This window comes from Streptomyces sp. NPDC059582 (assembly GCF_042735715.1).
Taxonomy (GTDB): domain Bacteria; phylum Actinomycetota; class Actinomycetes; order Streptomycetales; family Streptomycetaceae; genus Streptomyces.
In genome coordinates, this window is the sequence record NZ_JBHWCC010000037.1 from 66,680 (window position 1) to 87,457 (window position 20,778).

Genomic DNA, 20,778 nt, shown 5'->3' on the forward strand with positions numbered 1-20,778 from the left:
CGCGCCGGACGACACCGCACCACACGCACAGAGGAAGGCACGGCCAGTGACACCGACAGCAACGATGCGCGCCGCCGTCATCGACCGGTACGGACCGCCCGAAGTACTGCGCATCGCGCGGGTACCCCTGCCCGAGCCGGGCACCGGAGAGGTCCTCGTCCGGGTCGGTGCCGCCGGGGTCAACGCCATCGACTGGCTGAGCCGGGCGGGCCGGGGCGTACGCCTCCCGCAGTTCCCCGGCGTCCTCGGCTGGGACGTCGCCGGCACCGTGGCCGCCACGGGACCCGGCGCCGGCCCCCTCCGGGTGGGCGAGCGGGTGTTCGGCACGGTCCGCTTCCCGCGACCGGCGGGCGGCTACGCCGAGTACGTGGCCGCGCCCGCCGACCAACTGGCCCGCACCCCCGACGCGGTGGACGACCGCACCGCGGCCGGCGCCGCCATGCCCGGCCTCACCGCGTGGGAGGCGGTGCACGACCACGGCGCCGTCGCCCGCGGACAACGCGTCCTCGTGCACAGCGCCGCCGGCGGAGTCGGCCACGTCGCCGTCCAACTCGCCGCGGCACAGGGCGCGGAGGTCATCGCCACGGCCTCCGCCCACAACACCGCCTTCCTCACCGACCTCGGCGCCCACCAGGTCGTCGACTACACCAAGGACCGCTTCGAGGACCTCGTCAGGGACGTCGACGTGGTCATCGACCCACGAGGCGGTGACGACTTCCGCCGGCTCCTCGCCACCCTGCGCCCCGGCGGGATCCTCGTCACGCTCAAGGGCGAACAGCCCGACCACACCGCGCTCGTGCGGTCCCGAGGAGTCCGCGCCGGCTACGTGTACGTGGCACCGGACGGCTCCGCCCTGGACCGGATCGCCCCGCTGCTCGCCGACCGGCGGCTGCGGATCGGCATCGAGCGGGCACTGCCCCTGGAGGACGCCGCCGAGGCACACCGCGTCGGCGAACAGGGACACGTGCGCGGCCGGCTCGTCCTCGACACCGGCTGACCCACCCACCCGACCGACGGCACCCGCACCCCGGAGCACCCCCGCACAGTTCCCCATCCCCGAAGCGAATTCGGAGGTCGTGATGACCACGGACACGGAGAGCGCGGCAGCGCCCTCGACCGCCTACCCGCCCGGAAACGTCATTCACCAACCGGCGGGCACCGGCCCCACCATCTGGTTCGGCGACGCCATCTACACGTTCAAGGCCGAGAAGGACAACACCAACGGCGTCATGACCCTCGCCGAGGCGTCCGTGCCCCCCGGCAGCGGCCCGCCCCCGCACATCCACCCGCACGCCGACGAGGGGTTCTACATCCTCGGCGGGGAGATCGAGTTCCTCAACGGCGAGAGCACCTTCATCGCCGGCGAGGGCGACTTCGTCTACGTCCCCCGCGGCACCCGGCACCGCTTCCGCAACGTCGGCCTGCACGTGGCGAGGCTGCTGTTCTTCTTCACCGCCGCGGGCATGGAGGGCTTCTTCAGGGAGCTGGGGACCGAGGCCGTCAAGGGTGAGTCCCCGACGCCGTTCACCCCCGCACAGCGCAAGCGGATCGTCGAAGTCGCACCCAAGTACGACCTGAAGCTCGCACCCTGACCGCGCTGGGAGGCGTGACCCACATGAGCACCCTGGAGACCATCCGGTTCCACCTGCGGGAGGGTGTCGCCGACGCCGACTTCCTCGAACTCAACCGCTCCGTCGAGAACGACTACATGGCCAAGCGGCCCGGTTTCGTGGCCCGCACCACCGCGCGGTCCGCGGACGGCGAGTACCTCGTGACCGTGCACTGGAAGACGGCCGAGGACGCCGAGGCCACCATCGCGGCCTTCTTCGGCGCCCCCGAGACCCAGGGCTTCATCGGCGCCGTCGACGTGTCCACCGTGCAGTCGGGCCGCTACGAACTCGTCGAGCACTAGTCGCGTACCCGCGGATACGAGGAGAAGTGATGCGCCCATGGCGTCACCAACGACACCCCGCACACCGACGGCCGCCGTACGCGCGCTGAAGAACGGGCTGCGCGGCCGCGTTCTGGCACCCGAGGACAACGGCTACGAAGAGGCGCGCGGCGTCTGGAACGGCGCCGTCGAGACCCGTCCCGAGATCCTGGCCCGGTGCGCGGACGAGCAGGACGTGGCACACGCCGTGTCCGTCGCCCGCCGCTACGACATACCCCTGTCCGTACGCGCCGGCGGACACGACTGGGCCGGCCGGTCCCTGCGCCAGGACGGTCTGGTGATCGACTTGACGGCGATGCGCGGCGTCGACCTCGACCTCGCCGCCCGCACCGCGTGGATCAAGGGCGGCACCCGGGCCGGCGACTTCATCGACGGCACCCGGGCGCACGGTCTGGCACCGGTCACCGGCACCGTCAAGGCGGTCGGCGTGGCCGGGCTGACGCTGGGCGGCGGCTACGGACTGCTCGCCGGTCAGTACGGGCTCGCCCTGGACAGCCTCATCGAGGCGCGCGTCGTCCTCGCCGACGGCCGCACCGTCACCACCAGCGCGGACCAACTGCCCGACCTCTTATGGGCGTTACGTGGAGGCGGCGGCAACTTCGGCGTCGTCACCGCGCTCCGCCACCGGCTCCATCCGCTCAGCACGGTCTTCGCGGGAATGCTGCTCTACCCGCTGGACCAGGCCACCGGCGTACTGCGCCGCTACCGCGAACTGGTCGCGGAGGCCCCGGACTCACTCACCGTCATGACCGGGTTCTTCTGCGGCCCCGAAGGTCGGCCGCTGCTGTTCCTGCTGCCGGTGTGCTGCGGCTCGCCCGAGCTGGGGCGCTCGGTCATCGACCTGTTCGAGGGCATCGGCCGGCCGGTCGTCGGCCAGGTGCTGCCGATGGAGTACGCGGGCGTACTCGGCATGTTCGACCAGGTCGTCGTCGACGGCCGGCACAACGAGGTGCGCACCCGCTGGCTGGAGGGGCTGACCGAGGACTCCGCCGAGGTGCTGGTGGACGCCGCCGCCCGGATCACCTCCCCGTACTCCGGGATCTTCGTGCACCACTTCCACGGCGCCGCCGGCCGGGTCCCCGTCGACGACACCGCGTTCGCCCTGCGCCGCGACCACCTCCTCGTCGAGGTCGCCGCGGCCTGGGACCCCGCGCGCACGGCGGCGCCCGACGCGGGGGAGAAGCACCGCCGGTGGGCGCGCGAGGCGGCCCTGCAGCTCGACCCGTACGCGCTGCCCGGCGGCTACCCGAACCTGCTCGGCCCCGACGAACAGCAGCGCACCCTGGCCGGCTTCGGCCCGCACGTCGACCGACTGCTCCGCACGAAGGAGCGCTACGACCCGGACCACGTGTTCAGCGCGGTGGCCGCGCTCGGTCCGACCGCCCCCAACCCAGGAGATTGATCACCGTGACCGAAGAGTCGAGCACCCCGAAGGGGGTGCGGACGGTACGGGACGCCACGCTGGACGTCCTCCGCGAACTCGGCCTGACCACCGTCTTCAGCAACCCCAGCCACACCGAGATGAAGCTGTTCGAGTACTGGCCCGAGGACGAGTTCCGGTTCGTCATGGGCCTCCAGGAGGCCAGCGTCGTGGGCATGGCCGACGGCTACGCCCAGGCGACCGGCGAGCCCTCGCTCGTCCTCATCAACGGCGGACCCGGCCTCGGCAACGCGATGGGCGGTGTCTACACCGCCGCCTCCGCCCACACCCCGATGGTGATACTCGGCGGGCAGCAGGCCCGCAAGATGCTGCTCGGCGAGCCCTTCCTGGTCGCCAAGGACGCCACCCAGCTGCCCAAGCCCTACATCAAGTGGGCCGGTGAGCCGGCCCGCCCGCAGGACGTGCCCGCGATGATCGCCCAGGCGTACCACATCGCCAAGCAGTCCCCGCAGGGACCGGTGTTCGTCGCCGTCCCCGAGGACGACTGGGTACGTCCGGCCGACCCGGCGCCGCTGCGCGTCGCCTCCGTCGAGAGCGCGGTCGTGCCCGACCCGGCCGTCCTCGCCCGGATCGCGGACGCCCTCGACGGGGCCGAGCGGCCCGGCCTGATCGCCGGCCCGACCGTGGACGCCCAGGGCGCCCGGGGCGCGCTGGTCGAACTGGCCGAGAAGCTCAACGCCCGGGTCTGGGGCAGTCCCGTGTGGCCGCGCGGCAGCTTCCCCGAGAACCACCCGCTGTTCGCCGGGGTGCTCCCCCCGATCCCCGAGCTGATCAACGAGCGGCTCGCGGCCCAGCACGACGTGGTCGTGGTGCTCGGCGCGCCCGCCTTCACCCTGTTCACGGCCTGGGACCTGTTCTCCACCGAACCGGCGGACCTCGACCAGAGCGCCCGCCCGACGCTGCCGGACTCGGTCACCTTCCTGCACGTGACCGACAATCCGGAGGCGGCGGCCGCGACCCTGGCGCAGACGAGCTTCGTCGCCCCGCCCGGACCGGTGGTCGAGGGACTCGTCCCGCTGGTGAGCGAGCGCGAGCGGGTGGCACTCGCCCCGGTGCGCGAGCCGGTACCGGTGCCCGAGGCCTCCGACCCGCTCAGCCAGGCCTACCTGTTCCACGTCCTCTCCCAGGAACTGCCCGACAACGCGGCCCTGTTCGAGGAACTGCCGATCGCCCGCGCCGACTTCCACGAGCAGATCCCGCTCGGTGCCGACCACGGCTACTTCGCCACGGCCAGCGGCGCCCTCGGCTTCCCGTTCGCGGGCGCGGTGGGCTACGCCCTGGCCCGGCCCGACCGGCGGGCCGTGGTGGTCGTGGGCGAGGGGTCGGCCCAGTACACCCTGCACGCGATGTGGACCGCGGGACAGCACAACCTCCCGGTCACCTTCGTCATCCCGAACAACGCCGGTTACCTGTCCCTGAAGTACTACCTCCAGGACCAGAAGTCCTGGCAGAAGGGCTGGGACCTGAGCGGCGTCGACATGGCGCAACTCGCCCGCGGCTTCGGCATCCGAGGCGAGCGCATCGAGTCGGCCGACGGTCTGCGCGAGTCGCTGCGCGACGCCCTGAACGCCGACGGCCCGGTCCTGCTCGACGTCGTCGTCGCCGACCCGGGCCTGTTCCGCCTCTGACCGCCCGCCCCGCCCCACCCAGCACGGCCCCCGGACGCCTCCCGCCGAGCGGGGGGCGTCCTTCCGTACCACGGCACACCCACACCCACACCGGACCAGGACCACGGCTCCCGCGACACCCCGGCTCCACCCCCTGACATCGAGCGCACCCCACGGCCCCCGAGTTCCGGGCCAGGACGGCAGTTCCGCGGCCCCTCGCGCCGGGCCAGGACGCCAGATCCACGGCCCCTCGCGCCGGGCCGGGACGCCAGATCCACGGCCCCCGCCGGGCCAGGACGGCAGTTCCAAGGCTCCGCGCTTCTGCCGGTCGGCAGTTCCGCGGCCCCTCTCGCCCGGCCGGGACGCCGGATCCACGGCCCCCGCGCAACCGAGCCAGGACGCAGCGGCCCGCGCCCCGTACCGAGCCAGACCCGTGCCGAGGTGCCGCGCCACGGCTGCCGTGACGCGCCCCGCCGTGCCGAGGGTGGTGCCCTCGCCCCCGCGGGACGGACACCGGCCGGCTCCGCCGCTAGCCCCGGTACCGCGCCCGTACCGCCCGGCCGGGCCCGCCCGGGCCCCACGTCGCCCGGGCCCGGCCCGGCCCCGTGCTCCGCCGGGCGGCGGTGTGCCGTCGTAGGCAACCACTCGTATCCACCGAAGAGGGACACCCCGCCCATGCCCCGCACCCCACCCCCGGACGCCCGCCGGCCCGAGGGAATCCCGCGCCCCGGACCCCCGACACCGCGAGACGGCCGGTACGGAGCCACCGGAAGACGGGACGGCGACGCGGACGACGCCGACCGATGTCCGGCGACCCTGCGCTGGGCGGCCGCCGTCGGCAACGCGGACTGGCATGTCACCGCGCCCCTGCTGATGACGCTGGCGACCGCCCTCGGCACCGGGATCGACCTGGTGACGGCGGCCGTCGGCGCGTACTCCCTCGGGCACGGCCTGGCGCTGCCGCTGTGGGGGCGGGTCGCCGACCGGCACGGACCGGGCCGCACCCTGCGCTCGGGCCTGGCGCTGGCCGCCCTGGCCTCCGCGGCGAGCGCGCTGTGCGCGGCCGGCACCGCATGGCTGGTGCTGCGCGCCCTCACGGGCGCGGCGTTCGCCGCGGTGACCCCGGCCGTGGCGCTGTACTGTCACGAGGCCGGCGGGACCGCGAGGGCCAGACAGCGGCGGTTCGCCGACATCCTCGCCGTGTCCGCGGCGAGCGCCGTCGTGGCCCCGCTCTACGCCGACGCCGTCGGCCGACTCGCCTCCTGGCGCCTGGTGTTCGCCACCCTCGCCGTCCTCGCCGCCGTGGTCGGGCTGTGCTCCGGCGCGCTTCCCGAACCACCCCCCGTACCCCGGGCCGCACCCACGCCCAGGGCCACCGCCCGGCGCGGCTCCGGCCAACTGCGCCGCCTCTGCCTCGTGTTCGCGTGCGGTACCGCGGAGGGCGCCGTGCTGCTCGCCCTGCCGGCCCTGCTGGCCCCGGCCCTCGCCGCACGGGGGGAGAGCGGCGGCACGGCGGTCGCCGTCGCCTACGGGGCGAGCGTCCTGGGCGGCAGCGTGCTGCTGCGCCGCCGCGCCACCCGCGACTCCCCGGCCGTGCTGCTGGCGGCCGGCGGGCTGCTCGGCGTCGTCGCCGCCCTCACGGGCGCCGCACGGCAGACGCCGGCGGCGCTCACCGGTTGCGCCGTGCTGCTGGGCCTGTCCTGGACCCTCCTGCACACCACCCTCCAGACCTGGCTGCCCCGGCTGCTGCCGGCCGACCGACGGGCCACCGCGGCCTCGCTGTTCGCCACGGCGGGAGTGCTGGCCGGCGGCCTGGCCGTGGCCCTGGCCGCCCCGCAGCTGGAGGCCGGCCGGGTCTCCGTGGTCTTCCTCGCCGCCGCCGCGGTGTGCGCCCTGATGACCTGCTCGGTGGCCGCGTCGGCCCGGCGCTGGACAACAGGCCTCGTCGTGCGCCGATTTGCCGTAGTGCCGCCTGCCACTTCGGGATGTGCGGTGTCGTCCAGGGTCCCGCCTGGTAGCGGCCAAACCCCGAAAACTAGACATGAGTTCGGCAGTTCGCGTGTACGAATTGACCGCCGAACGAGAGGAACCCCCATGAGCAGGCGCATCCTCGTCGTGCTGTCCGAGTACGGCTACTGGGGCGAGGAACTCATCGGCCCCCTGGAAACCTTCGACAAGGCGGGCTACCACATCACGTTCGCCACCCCGACCGGCAAGCGCCCCGTCGCGCTGCCCCCGAGCTACGACCCCGACTTCATCGACCCGCCCCTCGGACGTTCCGTGACGACGCCCGAGATGGCGGCCAAGGTCAAGGCCGTCGAGGCCTCCGACCGCCTCGACAACCCCCTCGACCTGTCCTCCTGGCTGCCCGAGCTGCCGTACCGCTCGAAGCCGTACTTCCTGCGTGACTGGGAGGCGTACAACAGCCGCCTGGGGAAGGTCCGCGAGCAGATCGCCGACCGGTACGACGCGCTGCTCATCGTGGGCGGCAGCGGCCCGATCGTCGACCTCGCCAACAACGGCCGGGTGCACCAGCTGATCCTGGCCTTCCACGCCCTGGACCTGCCGATCGCCGCCGAGTGCTACGGCGTGACCTGCCTGGCCTTCGCCCGCGACCCGGGCGACCGGCAGAGCATCATCCGCGGCAAGCACGTCACCGGGCACTGCATCGAGTACGACTACCTGGACGGCACCGGGTTCGTCGGTACCGACTTCAACATGGGCCCGCCGCCGTACCCGTTGGAGTACATCCTGCGCGACGCCACCGCCCCAGGCGGCGCCTACCACGGCAACTTCGGCCATGTGACCTCGGTGATCGTCGACTACCCGTTCATCACCGGACGCTCGACCCCCGACTCCTACCTCACCGGCCAGAAGACCGTAGAGGTGCTCGACCACGGGCTGCGCCAGTGGGGCTTCAAGGCGTCGTAGCCGCCGCCGACCACCCAGCTCCCACGAGAGACGGAGAGACCATGGACAGCAGGCCGGCGCGGGCAGCCTTCCTGGAGCAACTGGTCGCCGACGGGGTGCCCTACATGTTCGGCAACCCCGGCACGGTCGAGCAGGGCTTCCTGGACGAACTGCGCCACTTCCCCGGAATCGAGTACGTGCTGACCCTGCACGAGTCCGTGGCCGTCGGCATGGCGGACGGCTACGCACGCGCCACCCGCCGCCCGGCCCTCGTCCAGCTGCACTCCGGTGTGGGCCTCGGCAACGGCATCGGCATGCTGTACCAGGCCATGCGCGGCCACGCGCCGCTCGTGGTCGTGGTCGGCGAGGCCGGACTGCGCTACGAGGCCATGGGCGCGCAGATGGCCGCCGACCTGGTCGGCATGGCCGGACCCGTGACCAAGTGGGCCGCCCGCGTGGTGGACCCGGACTCGACGCTGCGGGTGCTGCGCCGCGCCTTCAAGGTGGCAGGCACCCCGCCCTACGGTCCGGTCCTCGTGGTCCTGCCGGCCGATGTGCTGGACCGGCACACCGGCGAGGAGGCGGTGCCGGTGTCGTACCCCGACACCGCCTCCGCTCCGGACCCGGGGGCGCTGTCCCGCGCCGCCGGGCTGCTGGCCGGGGCGGAGCGCCCGATCGTCGTCGCGGGCGACGGCATCCACTTCTCGGGGGCGCACGAGGAGCTGGCCCGGCTGGCCGAGGTGTGGGGCGCGGAGGTGTGGGGGGCGGACTGGGCCGAGGTCAACCTGTCCGCCGATCATCCCGCCTACGCCGGCCAGCTCGGTCACATGTTCGGCGAGAGCAGTCGCCGCGTCACCGGCGCCGCCGACGCCGTACTGCTGTGCGGCACCTACGCGCTGCCGGAGGTCTTCCCGGCCCTGGACGGCGTGTTCGGCCGGGGTGTGCCGGTGGTCCACATCGATCTGGACACCGACGCCATCGCCAAGAACTTCCCCGTCGACGTGGGCCTGGTGGCCGACCCGAAACGCTCCCTGGCGCTGCTCGCCGACGCCCTCGGCGCGCGGATGAGCGACGCGCAGCGCGACGCGGCGCAGGAACGACTGCGCCGGGGCGCGGCCGAACGGACCCTGACCCGCGCGGTCGCGGCCCAGCAGGTGAAGGAGCGTGCGGCAGCCCTTGACCTGCCGCACGTCGCGTTCGCCGAGGAACTGGCCGCCCGGCTGCCCGCCGACGCGGTCCTGTTCGACGAGTCGCTGACGGCGAACCCGGCCCTTTTCGGGCCGCTCCCGGCGGCCGTGCCCGGCCGCTGGCACCAGACCCGCGGCGGCTCGCTCGGCGTCGGCGTCCCCGGCGCGCTAGGCGCCCAGCTGGCGAACCCCGACCGCACGGTGGTCGGCTTCACCGGCGACGGCGGCAGCATGTACACGTTCCAGGCACTGTGGACGGCGGCCCGGCACGGCATCGGGGCGAAGTTCGTCATCTGCAACAACAGCAGCTACAAGCTGCTGGAGGACAACATCACGCAGTACTGGCAGGAACAGGACATCCCCGCGCACGAACAGCCGGAGATCTTCGATCTCTCGCGGCCCGCCATCGACTTCGTGGCTCTGTCGAGGTCCCTGGGCGTGCCCGCGGTGCGCGTGGAGAAGCCGGGCCAGGTGGCGGCCGCCGTCTCCGACGCGCTGTCGAACCACGGCCCGTTCCTGATCGACCTGGTGACCGGACGGGGGAAGGGGCAATAGCCGTGCGCTTGTCGGGGCACAAGATCGCCGTACTGATGGAGAGCGACTTCTACGAACCCGAGATCCTCTACTACCGGCACCGCTTCCCCGAGGAGGGAGCGGAGGTGCACTTCCTGTCCCGGCTGTGGGGCGAGAAGGAGATGACCTTCCGGGGTCACGAGCACCGGATGCCGTTCACGGTCACCGAGTCCTTCGAGGACGTCGACGAGTTCGCGCTGAAGGAGTTCAGCGCCGTCATCGTCCCCTCGGGCATCGTCGCCGACCGGCTGCGCTACACCGAGGATCCCGGGCGGCTGCCGCCCGCCTCGCAGTTCCTGCGCCGGGCGTTCGCGGACCCCGCCATCGTCAAGGGCGTGATCTGCCACGGCATGTGGCTCGCGGCACCGGTGCCGGCCCTGGTCCGGGGCCGCCGCGCGGTGGTGCACAACAACCTGCTGGGCGACCTGCGCAACATGGGCGGGGTCTACGTCGACGAGGACGTGGTCGTCGACGACGACCTGGTGACCGCCCGCACCGGAGAGCACTGCCACCTGTTCGCCCGCACGATCATCGAGCAACTGGCCGTCCGGGCCAGGCCCACCACGGTGCCGCTGTCATGAGTGCGCTGACACAGCACGGACCGGCCGCTGTGGGCGGGGGAGTCCCCGCCCCGGCGCGCTCGTGGGCGGGGAGGGCCGGGCGCCGCGCCGAGGCGGATCCTCCCCCCGCCGACGCGGTGCTCGGCCCGCTGCTGCCGGCCGTCGCCGCCCGGCTCGCGACGGTTCGCGGATACCGCGGACCGGGCGCGGCCGGGCTGCGCCCGTACGCGGTGACGGTGGTCCACGAGGGCACCGCGGACCTCGTCGTCGCCGTGGTCGCCGAACGCGGCCGCGGCGTCCGCCACCAGCTCCTCCTCGGTGTGGGCCGCGAACTGCCCGCGCGCCTGCGGGCCGCGGCCCTCGGCACGGTGGACCACGGTCCCTGGGCCGGACGGCGGGTGTACGACGCCGTCGCGGACCCGGCGCTGATGGGCGTCCTGCTGCGCGCGCTGGCGGCCCGCCGGGTTCCCGGCCTGCACCTGGAACCGGCCACCCTGTACCCGCTCCCGGTCGGCCTGGTCCCGCGTCCGCTGAGCGGCGGACCGGACAACACGGCGGTGGTGTACGGCGACCGGCTGCTGCTGCGGCTGCACCGCAGCCCGTCGCACGGCCCCGACCCGGAGTCCGACGTGCTGCGCGCCTTGGCCGGCCAGGACTGCCCGCGCACCCCACGCCTGTACGGCACCCTGTACACCGATGTCCCGGGTCGCGGCCGGCTGCCCCTGGGTCTGATCGAGGAGTTCGTGCCCGGCGCCGAGGACGGCCGGCACAGCGCGCTCCGGTACGCGCACCACCATCTCGCGGACTCATCCGGCGGCACGGGCGGCTTCACCCCGTACGCCCACGCGCTCGGCCAGGCCGTGGCGGAGGTGCATCTCGCACTCGGCCGCGCCTTCCCGCGCCGCCGGATGAGCCCGGTGGAGGTGGCCGAGGACGTGTTCCGGATGCGGCGCCGGCTCGCCGAGGCGGTCGCGGAGGTCCCGCAACTTGCCCGCAGCCGCTCGCGGTTGGCCGCCGTGTTCGACGAGTACGGCCGACAGGGCGGCCGGGGCGGTCCGGTCGCCGTGCAGCGCACGCACGGAGGCCTGCACCTGGGCCGGACCCTGTACGCCGAGGGCGGCTGGCGGGTCGTCGGCTTCGACGGCGACCCGGCCGCCCCCGTCGCCGAACGCGCCCTGGCACAGCCCGCGTTGCGCGATGTCGCGGGCATCCTGCGTTCGTTCGACCAGGCGGCGCACACCGTCCTGCGTGAACTCGGCGACCCTGACGCGTCCGGTGCAGCTCGCGTGTCCGGGGCGCGCGGCGAACCCGCGGACATCGCCCGGCACACCGGCCGCCGGCATCGCGCGGCGGCCTGGTCGCTCGGCAACCGGCGTGCGTTCTGCGCCGGTTACACGAGCGCCGGAGGCGAGGACCCGTCCTCCCGCACCGCCCAGCTGGACGCGTTCGAGGCGGATCTGTCGGTCCGTGAGGCCCTGCACCGGGCGAGAGTCAGGACGCAAGGGCCGCCCGGTCCGCCGCTTGCCGGGCAGCGGTTCGCGAGTGCGGTGCGCTGATGAGGACCAACGGGGGAGCGGTGCTCATACGGACCCGCGGTGGAGCACGGCGGGCCGGACGGACGGCCCGGCCGTGCTCCGGATCAGCCGTGCCCCTGCTGGGCCAGCGACTGGGCGGGGTCGTAGGTCATCGGCATGCCCGAGGCCTGAAGGGCCTGGTCGTAGGCTTCCAGAGCCTCCTGTGCGCGGCTCTGACGCTTCCACACGTCGCCGATGCGCCGCCATTCCTGGGCGGTCTCGTACGAGGGTGCGAAGTGCCGCAGCTGGCGGGTCGCCGCGTGCAGGGCCTGCAGGCCCTCGTACGTCTCCTCCCGCAGCAGATGGATCTCGGCCAGTCTGACCCGTGCTCCGACGGCCTCGACCCGTGGGCCCGAGCTGAGCAGTCCGAGGGCGCGCCGGGCATGGGAGACGGCTTCGTCCCATTGGCCGAGCTGGGTGCTGGCGTCGACCAGAATGAGTTCGCAGCGGGCCTGTTCGACGGCCGTGCCGAGCTCGGCGAGGGTCTGTCCGGCGTCCTCCAGGAGGTGCCGGGCGCGCGCCGGGTCGGGGTGGTCGGACTGGAGTTCCAGCCAGGCCACGTTCGTCCGGAGCATGGCCACGTGGCGCAGGTTGTCGTCGTCGGCCATCATCGCCAGCGCCCGTTCGGTCAGGGCGAGGGCCTCGGGGAGCTGCCGCCGGGACAGGGCGACCAGCCCGGCGTTCCAGTACACGGAGCCCCGGCCGGCCCGTCCGCCCTTGTCCTCGGCGACGGGGAGCAGTTTCTGGGCGAGCAGGTGGGCCCGGGTCAGGTCGCCGCGCATGACGTACGACCCGATCAGGGTCGAGCCGACCTGGATGTGGTCCACGGTCACGTCGAGACCGAGGGCGTCCAGCCGGGTCAGCGCCCGTTCGCCGATCTCGATGCTGAGGGTGACGTCGCCCATGTTGCGGTAGCAGCGGCTCAGGGCGACCGAGACCCGGCACCATTCGTCGGAGCCGGCCGCCAGAGCCGGATCCTTGCTGAGTTCCTCCAGCACGGGGATCGCGGCCTCGATGCGGTCGAGCTTCTCCAGCGCGGTCGCCTGGCCGATGCGGGCCCGCAGCAGCATCGACGCGTCGAGGAGGGCGGGCTTCGCGAGGAGTTCCCCGAAGGCCTGGAGCGCCTCGCCGTTGTCACCGTTGCGCAGCGCCATTTCGGCGAAAGAGAGCTTCAGCCGGGCGTCTTCCAGAGCATGGTCGTCGCGACCGGTGCGGAGATGGTCCGGGGAACAGCGCAGTTTGCTGGCGAGAGTGGTCAGTACAGCATCCGAGGGAGCCCTTTTGCCTGATTCGATGAGCGAGATGTAGCTCGCGGAGATATCCGTGGAAGCCAGATCCTGCTGCTTCAGGCCGAGTTTGACCCGTAGGTCCCGGATGCGCCTGCCCACCTGGACCGGAGAGATGCCTTCCACGTGATCCATTTGGCTTCCCAGGGTGAGCACATGACTTGAGATGTCATAGATCACAATACCAGCATGACTGGGTCACGCCAATGGGTTCGGCCGCACCAGGGCCGGTCACGGCCGGAAATCTGGTGTTCCGCTTACCCGGGCGTTCGACCCCTATCAGGAAATGGAAACTCCGGTTCTGTTATCCGCAGTTTTACGAATTAGGCCTTGACTTCCACGGTAATCATCGCTTGACTATCACTGTAAAGAAACCCTTTCAAGGAATGGGGAAACGGAGTGAATTCGAAATCGGTCGCATTTCTCGTCGCGTTCCTGTTCGCGCTGGGTCTGATCGGCGGCGGCGTCTACATCGCAGCAGGTGACCCCGCGGCCGCGACGGTCAAGCAGGCCAAGGAGAACGGTCCGGGAGCCTGCTGCTGAGCGCTCCGCCGACCGGTCCTGGCCGGCCGCGCACGGGAACCGCCCTACGGCGTCCCACGTCCCGTGAGCGGAAAATGACAGGCAACTGAACGGCCTTTCCCCGCAGTTGTCTCCACCGTCTCGGGGAATTCCCGTTCGCACCGCCACCGCTGTCCCGGCTCGAGCGACTCGAACACCGGGCAACGTGGCCTGAACCCGCACCCTGCCGCGCCGTGGCCGGCCGCGGGCACGTCGCCACGCAGCACCACGGACGAACGCGCTCGCGCCACCGCGGGATCCGGTACCGGAACCGCGTCGAGCAGCGCCCGGGTGTACGGATGGCCGGGCCGCTCGAACACCGCACGGACCGTGCCGGTCTCGATGACGCGACCGGCATGCATGACCGCGACCCGGTCGGCCAGCTGCCCGACCACGGCCAGGTCGTGCGAGACGAAGAGACACGCAGGGCCCGGGTCCTCCTTCAGTCTGCGCAGCAGATCGAGGATCCCGGCCCGTACGGACACGTCCAGTGCGGACACCGGTTCGTCCAGCAGCAGCAGCTGTGGTTCGACGGCCAAGGCGCGGGCGATGGCGATCCGTTGACGTTGCCCACCGGAGAACCGGTGCGGATACGCGACGGCGTCGCCCGCGCCCAGTCCCACCAGACGCAGCACCTCCGCGACCCGCGTGGTCACGCGCTCGGCCGGCGCCCGCTGCACCAGCAGGGGCTCGGCGACGATGTCGCCCACCGTCATCCGCGGATCCAGACTCGACATCGGATCCTGCAGGACGATCTGCACCGCGCCCCGCAGTCGCCGTGCCGAGGCACGGGAGAGCGTCGCGGTGTCCTGCCCCAGGACCTCGATCGTGCCGCGCTGCGGTGACCGCAGGGAGATCACCTCCAGGAGCGTGGTGGACTTCCCGCAGCCCGACTCGCCCACCAGCCCCAGGGTCTCCCCCCGGCGCACCTCCAGGTCGACCCCCGCCACCGCCCGCACCTGGGCGCCACGGCGGCGGGGCGCGGGAAAGGACCGGGCGAGACCAGCGATCCTCAGCACCGGCTGCGCCCCGGCCGCCCGGGCCCCGGCGGCTGTCCCGCTCGCCCCGGCCGTCCCGTTCGCGGCGCCTGTCCCGGCCGTCGCGCTCGCCGACGGCGGTGCCGCTGACGGCCGTACCGTCGAGCACCCCGCCGTCGGCCGCCCCGGCACCGAGCGCCCCACCAGCGACGCCGGGAACAGCGCGCCCGCGCTGTGCGCCGCGGCCTCCTCCACCCGATGGCAGGCTGCCAAGTGACCGTCCGCGCCACTGAGTTCGGGCCGCCGCTCATAGCACCCGGCGACGGCGAGCGGGCAGCGCGGCGCGAAGGCACAGCCCGGCTCCGGGACACCCGCCGTGGGCGGCGCACCCGGCATGGGCGTGGGCGGCTCGTCCCGGTCGAGCCGGGGCACGGACCCGATCAGCCCCTTCGTGTACGGCATCCGGGGCCGGGCGAAGAGCTCCTCGGTGCGGGCGCTCTCCACGATCCGCCCGCCGTACATCACGGCCACCCGGTCCGCCGTACCGGCCACCACCCCCAGGTCATGGCTGACCAGCAGCAGCGCCGCTCCCGTCTCTCGCCGGGCGGTCACCAGCGCCTGGAGCACCTGTGCCTGCACGGTGACGTCCAGGGCGCTGGTGGGTTCGTCGGCCACGATCACGTCGGGCCGGTTCGCCATCGCCATGGCGATCATCGCCCGTTGCCGCATCCCGCCGGACAGCTGGTGCGGATAGGCGTCCGCCGTCCGGCGCGGCTCCGGCACCCCCACCGCGTCCAGCAGCTCGACCGCCGCGCGACGCGCCGACCCCCGTCCCGGCCGGGGTCGTTGGTGTATGCGCAGCGCCTCGCCGAGCTGGTCCCCGATCCGCCGTACCGGGGTGAAGGCGGCCAGCGCGTCCTGGAACACCATGGCGATGTGCCGACCGCGCAGCCGGGCCAGCTCGCCCACGGCCAGCCCCGTCACCTCCCGGCCGAGCAGCCGTACCGACCCGGTCATCGCCAGCCCCGGCGGGCACAGCCCGAGCAGCGCGAGCGCGGTGAGGCTCTTGCCCGCCCCGGACTCGCCCACCAGCCCCAGGACCTCTCCCCGGCTCAGCCGCAGATCGACCCCGTGCACCAGCGGCAGCGCGGGCGAGCGGCGCGAGCCGGGCCGGCCGACCCGCAGCCCGCGCACGTCCAACAGCACCTCGCCCGCGTACGCCTCGCCCGGCCGGGCGGTGCCCCGGGGCGCCCCGGGTGCCGTCGTCATGCCGCCGGGCCGGGGGCGAGGGCCGCCGCCGGGTCGGCCGGGGCCAGTGCGTCACGCAGGGCCTCGCCGATGAGGTGGCAGGCCAGCACGAGCAGGACCAGCAGCCCGGCCGGGAAGAAGAACATCCACGGATACGTGGTCGGGACCTCCGAGGCGTCGGCGATCAGCGTGCCGAGCGAGACGTCGGGCGGCTGCACCCCGAAACCGAAGTACGACAGCCCCGTCTCGCTGATGACGGCGCCGGCCACCGCGACCGTGGCGTCCGTCACGAGGAAGGACGTCAGGTGCGGCAGGATGTGCCGCCGCATCACCGTCACCGGCCCGACCCCCATGTACCCCGCCACCAGCACGAACTGACGTTCCCTCAGGGAGCGGGTCATGGCCCGTACCGCCCGCGCGGTGACCATCCAGCCGAAGGCGGCCAGCAGTCCCGCGTACGCGAGCCAGCCCAGGGTCCGCAGCCGTGGCGCCGCGATCACCAGGACGAGGAAGGCCGGCACGACCAGCATCAGGTCCACCAGGAACATCAGTGCCCGGTCCACCCAGCCGCCCAGATATCCCGCGCACACCCCGACCGCCGTTCCGAGCCCCGTCGCGGCCACCGCCACCAGCAGCCCGATGAGCAGCGACTTCTGCAAGCCCCGCACACACTGGGCGAACACGTCCTGGCCGATCCGGTTGGTGCCGAACCAGTGCCGCGCCCCCGGCGGACTGCGCAGCGCCGTGTAGTCGACGTCGGCGTACGACCGTCCGGACAGCTGCGGACCCGCGAAGGCGAGCACGAACAGCCCGAGCAGCAGCAGCGCCCCCGCCACGGCCGAGGGGGAGCGCAGCGGCCCGCGTCTCACGCGAACCGGACCCTGGGGTCGAGCGCGGCGTGCAGCACGTCGGCGGCCAGGCCCGCCAGCAGCACGAGGGCGGCGCCGAACACCTCGATGGCCACCACCGCGTTCACATCCCCCTTCTGCACCGCGTCCACGAACCAACTGCCCATGCCGTGCCAGCCGTAGATCTTCTCCGTGAACACGGCACCGGTGAACAGCGTCAGGAACCCGAAGGAGAAGAACGCCGTCAGCGGGATCAGCGAGGTCCGCAGCCCGTGCCGCAGCAGTGCCCGGCCCGGCGTGAGTCCCTTGGCCTGCGCGGTGCGCAGATGGTCGGACGACAGCACGTCCAGGGTCGCCCCCCGCTGGTAGCGGCTGTACGCGGCGACGGCGCCGAGGGCGACGGAGATCGTGGGCAGGACGAGATGGGCCCCCGAGTCGCGGAGCCGGTCCAGGAAGCCGCCCTGGAGACCGGGCGTCCGCTCGCCCGTGTAGCGGATCACCGTGTGTCCCGCCGAGTCGTTGACGGAGACCGCACCGGCCTGGAGCAGCAGCCCGAGCACGAACGGCGGCACCGACAGCACCGCGAACGAGAACAGCGTCAGCGCCCGGTCGGGCAGCCGCCCGCGTCGCACCGCCGCCCACACCCCGGCCAGCACCCCCAGCACGGCACCCACCACCGTGCCGGCCACCAGCAGCCGTACCGTCACCCCGACCCGGCGACCGAACTCCGTGTCCACGGACGCCCCGTCGAGCGTACGGCCGAGGTCCCCGTGCAGGGCCCGCCAGGACCAGTGTGCGAACCGCTCGGTGACCGGGGACCGTTCGCTCAGCCCGAGTTCGGCGAGCCGTCGGTCGACGACGGCCGCGGCCGGCCGGGGCGTTCGCTGCTCGTAGTAGGACCGCGGATCCAGCGCGGCCGAGGAAAGCCAATAGCAAAGAAAAGTTGACGCCAGAAATAGCAGGAGGCAGTTCACCAGACGTTTTGACAATAAGGCCAACAATCAGCGCTCCCCGCTCCCCGACTTCATCGTCTTGACATGGGCCAATGTTAAGCTCCGGGACCGTTCCACGGGGGAGGTGGAGAGCGATGGCAACGACGAAGTCGCCCGCGTGCCATGGGCTGTTATGGCCCTTGTCGGTGTGGGTCGCCCTTGCCGGACTGTTGGGCGGATGCACTTCGTCACACGGGGGAAACACCCCCGACGAACGGGATTCCCACGCCGCCGTTCCCGCGTACGACCACGCCGATGTGAACGCCCGTCCCCGGGACGAACTCCGCGAGGGCGGCACCCTCACCCTGCCCGTCGGCCAGTGGCTCACGCAGTTCAACTACTACCACCTCGACGGCAGCCTCGACGACGCCCTGACCGTCGTGAACCTGCTGGAGCCGCGCATGTTCAGCCGCGACGCGCAAGGCACCCCCCACCCGGTGCCCGCCTACCTCCGCTCCGCCGCCGTCACCGCCGCCTCCCCGCAGACGGTCACCTACCGGCTCAACCCCGACGCCACCTGGTCCGACGGACACCCGCTCGGCTGGCGGGACTTCGCCGCCCAGTGGCGCGCCCTCGGCCGCGGCGACCAGCGCTACGAGGTCTCCGACCCCAGCGGGTACGAGGACATCGCCTCGGTGACCGAGGGCGCCGACGCGCACGAGGTCGAGGTCACCTTCGAACGGCCCTTCGCCGACTGGCAACGGCTGTTCACCCCGCTCTACCCGGCGGCCGCCTTCGGCACCCCGGAGCAGTTCAACGACGGCTGGCGCGGCCGGGTGCCGGTCACCGCGGGCCCCTTCAAGGTTGGATCGCTGGACGAGACCGACAAGACCCTCACCGCCGTGCCCGACCCGCACTGGTGGGGCACCCGTCCGCTCCTCGACCAGGTCGTCTTCCGCACCCTCGACCCCACGACCGCCGTACAGGCCTACCTCAACGGGGAGATCGACGCCGTCAACGCGGCGGCCGCCGACCTGTACGACCGGCTCGCGGGCGCCGACGACACCGACATCCGTACCGGCTCCGCCTGGGACGACGTCCAGGTCGCCCTCAACGGCGCCTCCGGCCCCCTCGCGGACGTCGGGGTGCGCCAGGCCCTGCTGCGGGCCGTCGACCGGCGGGCGCTGGCGGAGGTGGCGGGCGAGGGGCTGCCCGTCGGAGTCCCGCTCCTTGGCAACCACTTCTTCATGGCCAACCAGCCGGGATACCGCGACAACTCCGGCGAGCTCGGCACGTACGACCTGGAGGCGGCTGAGCGCCTCCTCGACCGCAGCGGATGGCGCCGCGGCGACGGCGGCGGCACCCGCAGCAAGGGCGGCCAGGAGCTGAAGCTGCGGTTCGTCCTCAGCCAGGCCACCAACCGCCTGGGTCTCGATCTCTCGCAGCTGATCCAGCAGATGCTCGGGCGGGCCGGGATCGCGGTGGAGATCCAGAAGGTCCCCGCCGACGACTATCTGTCGAAGTACCTCAACCCCGGGAACTTCGACCTCGCCATCTTCCGGTTCACCGGCCAGACCTATCCCAGCTCCCTGTACCCGGTCTACCGGCAGCCGGAGGGCGGCCTCGACTACGAGAACTACGGGCGGATCTCCAGCCCCGCCGTGAGCGCCCTGCTGAACGAGGCGGTCCACACCCTCGACGCGGGACGACGGCGGCAGCTGTACAACCAGGCCGACGCCGGGATCTGGGAGCTGGCCCACGACATCCTGCTCTACCAGCGCCCGCAGGTCCTCGCCGTCCGCGCGGGCCTCGCCAACTACGGCGTCCCCGGCCTCGGTGACATCGACTACACCGCCGTCGGCTGGGAACGCTAGTGCCGTGGCAGGCAACGTTCGCCCGTGAAGGAGCGGCGTCCGGTGCGTGCTCCCGGCGTGCCGGCCGGAAGTCCTCGTACTGGGCGTACTCGGGCTTTCGTCCGGTGCGGCGGGAGTGCGTGCCGGGCGTCGCGACGGGGCGAACGTTGCCTGCTGCGGCACTAGGACCTGACCCGGGCGCGGACGGCAGGCTCAGTAGACGAGTCCGCCGTCGGCGCGGATGTTCTGACCGGTCACCCACACTCCGTCGGGTCCGGCGAGGAACGCCACCACGGCGGCGACCTCGGCGGGCCGGCCGAGCCGCCCCAGCGGGGTCTGACCGATGACCTCCTGGCGGATCTCCTCGGTGGTGGCGCCGTGCAGCATCTCGGTGTCGCTCGGACCGGGCGACACGGTGTTGACCGTGATGCCACGCGCCGCGAGCTCGCGCGCCCCCACCCGGGTGAACGCCTCGACCGCCGACTTGCTGGCGATGTACGCCGCCTCCGGAACCCTGGGCCACCGCGTGGTCACGGACGACAGGTTGATGATCCGGCCGCCCTCGCGCAGCCGCTGCGCGGCGTACTGCATCGCGAAGAAGGGGCCCTTGGCGTTGATGGCCATCACCCGGTCGTACTCCGCCTCCGGGGTGCCGCCGATCGGTGTCATCGACGCCACGCCGGCGCCGTTGACCAGGATGTCCAGGCCCTCGGCGCCGACGGAACGGAAGTGGTCGTCGGCGGTGACGAACAGCCTCTCGATCTGCGGCAGTTCCGTCAGCTCGACCTGGACTCCCCAGGCGGTGCCGCCGTCCGCCGCGACCTCCGCCTCCGTCTCGGCGGCGGCCTCCTTGTTCGAGGCGTAGCCGAACACGACCGCGGCCCCGTCGGCGGCCAGCCGCCGCACGACGGCCCGGCCGATGCCCCGCGACCCGCCGGTCACGATCGCCGTACGGCCCTCCAGCACCTTGCCCGCGGCCGTATGGGACTGGTTCATGTGAGCCTCCTGTGAATCGCGGCTCGCGCGAGGGCGAGAAATTCGGGCGAGTCCGGAAAGGAAGAAGTGGAACGGGAATTCCGGCCGGTCCGAAAAAGCTACGTCGGCCGATGACGGGATCACCAGGGCCGACGACACCGCCGTGGGCAGGTCGTTAAGTCCCGTACGGGAGAAGGCGGGAGAAGGCGGCCGAAGGCGGGAGAGGGACGGGAGAAGGCGAGGGAAGACGGAGGAGCCGACGAAGGCGGGGAGAAGCCGGGGGAAGCCGGGGGAA

At 72.8% G+C, this 20,778-nt stretch carries 16 protein-coding genes and 1 pseudogene; 12 read left to right on the plus strand and 5 right to left on the minus strand.

Going from position 1 to position 20,778, the window contains the following annotated elements; genetic code table 11:
- Positions 1 to 46 precede the first annotated feature (46 nt).
- The 10 genes and pseudogenes from ACFV0T_RS27870 (at position 47) to ACFV0T_RS27915 (ending at position 11,785) form a co-directional block, all read left to right on the plus strand.
- Positions 47 to 997 (plus strand): NADP-dependent oxidoreductase, encoded by a 951-nt coding sequence (locus tag ACFV0T_RS27870; RefSeq protein ID WP_385784670.1) that lies wholly within the window; start codon positions 47 to 49, stop codon positions 995 to 997.
- 82 nt (positions 998 to 1,079) lie between these two features.
- Positions 1,080 to 1,592 carry a cupin domain-containing protein gene (locus tag ACFV0T_RS27875; protein WP_385784673.1) on the plus strand — a complete coding sequence of 171 codons (513 nt, stop codon included), beginning with the start codon at positions 1,080 to 1,082 and terminating at the stop codon, positions 1,590 to 1,592.
- A gap of 23 nt (positions 1,593 to 1,615) precedes the next feature.
- Entirely contained in the window at positions 1,616 to 1,912 is a 297-nt protein-coding gene (locus ACFV0T_RS27880; RefSeq protein WP_385784676.1) for a hypothetical protein, read from the plus strand.
- 37 nt (positions 1,913 to 1,949) lie between these two features.
- Positions 1,950 to 3,353: an FAD-binding oxidoreductase gene (locus ACFV0T_RS27885; protein WP_385784679.1), complete on the plus strand. Its 1,404-nt coding sequence runs from the start codon at positions 1,950 to 1,952 to the stop codon at positions 3,351 to 3,353.
- A 5-nt stretch (positions 3,354 to 3,358) separates the two neighbouring features.
- Positions 3,359 to 5,020, plus strand: coding sequence for a benzoylformate decarboxylase (gene mdlC, locus ACFV0T_RS27890; RefSeq protein ID WP_385784682.1), 1,662 nt, complete (start codon positions 3,359 to 3,361; stop codon positions 5,018 to 5,020).
- 654 nt (positions 5,021 to 5,674) lie between these two features.
- A pseudogene (locus ACFV0T_RS27895) lies at positions 5,675 to 6,805 on the plus strand (MFS transporter); the annotation flags it as partial.
- Positions 6,806 to 7,093: 288 nt separating this feature from the next.
- Positions 7,094 to 7,930 (plus strand): type 1 glutamine amidotransferase domain-containing protein, encoded by an 837-nt coding sequence (locus tag ACFV0T_RS27900; RefSeq protein WP_385784738.1) that lies wholly within the window; start codon positions 7,094 to 7,096, stop codon positions 7,928 to 7,930.
- 41 nt (positions 7,931 to 7,971) lie between these two features.
- Positions 7,972 to 9,651 carry a thiamine pyrophosphate-binding protein gene (locus ACFV0T_RS27905; protein WP_385784684.1) on the plus strand — a complete coding sequence of 560 codons (1,680 nt, stop codon included), beginning with the start codon at positions 7,972 to 7,974 and terminating at the stop codon, positions 9,649 to 9,651.
- Positions 9,652 to 9,653: 2 nt separating this feature from the next.
- Positions 9,654 to 10,250: a DJ-1/PfpI family protein gene (locus ACFV0T_RS27910; protein ID WP_385784687.1), complete on the plus strand. Its 597-nt coding sequence runs from the start codon at positions 9,654 to 9,656 to the stop codon at positions 10,248 to 10,250.
- Positions 10,247 to 11,785, plus strand: coding sequence for a hypothetical protein (locus ACFV0T_RS27915; protein WP_385784690.1), 1,539 nt, complete (start codon positions 10,247 to 10,249; stop codon positions 11,783 to 11,785). The genes ACFV0T_RS27910 and ACFV0T_RS27915 overlap by 4 nt, the downstream gene beginning before the upstream one ends.
- Before the next feature lie 83 nt (positions 11,786 to 11,868).
- Here ACFV0T_RS27915 and ACFV0T_RS27920 read toward each other — a convergent pair whose 3' ends face one another.
- Entirely contained in the window at positions 11,869 to 13,224 is a 1,356-nt protein-coding gene (locus ACFV0T_RS27920) for a helix-turn-helix domain-containing protein (protein ID WP_385784693.1), read from the minus strand.
- 264 nt (positions 13,225 to 13,488) lie between these two features.
- On the opposite strand from ACFV0T_RS27920, the gene ACFV0T_RS27925 reads away from it, so the two are divergent.
- Positions 13,489 to 13,632 carry a hypothetical protein gene (locus ACFV0T_RS27925; protein WP_385784696.1) on the plus strand — a complete coding sequence of 48 codons (144 nt, stop codon included), beginning with the start codon at positions 13,489 to 13,491 and terminating at the stop codon, positions 13,630 to 13,632.
- A gap of 44 nt (positions 13,633 to 13,676) precedes the next feature.
- On the opposite strand, the gene ACFV0T_RS27930 is transcribed toward ACFV0T_RS27925, so the two are convergent.
- Genes ACFV0T_RS27930 through ACFV0T_RS27940 form a run of 3 tightly spaced genes read right to left on the minus strand, consistent with a single transcriptional unit; the run spans position 13,677 to position 17,697 of the window.
- Positions 13,677 to 15,896: a dipeptide ABC transporter ATP-binding protein gene (locus ACFV0T_RS27930; protein WP_385784699.1), complete on the minus strand. Its 2,220-nt coding sequence runs from the start codon at positions 15,894 to 15,896 to the stop codon at positions 13,677 to 13,679.
- Positions 15,893 to 16,744: an ABC transporter permease gene (locus ACFV0T_RS27935; protein WP_385784702.1), complete on the minus strand. Its 852-nt coding sequence runs from the start codon at positions 16,742 to 16,744 to the stop codon at positions 15,893 to 15,895. Before ACFV0T_RS27935 ends, ACFV0T_RS27930 begins: the two co-directional genes overlap by 4 nt.
- Positions 16,741 to 17,697 (minus strand): ABC transporter permease, encoded by a 957-nt coding sequence (locus tag ACFV0T_RS27940; protein ID WP_385784705.1) that lies wholly within the window; start codon positions 17,695 to 17,697, stop codon positions 16,741 to 16,743. The genes ACFV0T_RS27935 and ACFV0T_RS27940 overlap by 4 nt, the downstream gene beginning before the upstream one ends.
- 275 nt (positions 17,698 to 17,972) lie before the next feature.
- On the opposite strand from ACFV0T_RS27940, the gene ACFV0T_RS27945 reads away from it, so the two are divergent.
- Positions 17,973 to 19,529, plus strand: a complete 1,557-nt coding sequence (locus tag ACFV0T_RS27945; protein WP_385784708.1) for an ABC transporter family substrate-binding protein — start codon at positions 17,973 to 17,975, stop codon at positions 19,527 to 19,529.
- A 192-nt stretch (positions 19,530 to 19,721) separates the two neighbouring features.
- Here ACFV0T_RS27945 and ACFV0T_RS27950 read toward each other — a convergent pair whose 3' ends face one another.
- A complete protein-coding gene (locus ACFV0T_RS27950) occupies positions 19,722 to 20,504 on the minus strand; it encodes an SDR family oxidoreductase (RefSeq protein WP_385784711.1) in 783 nt (260 codons plus the stop codon).
- Positions 20,505 to 20,778 lie beyond the last annotated feature (274 nt).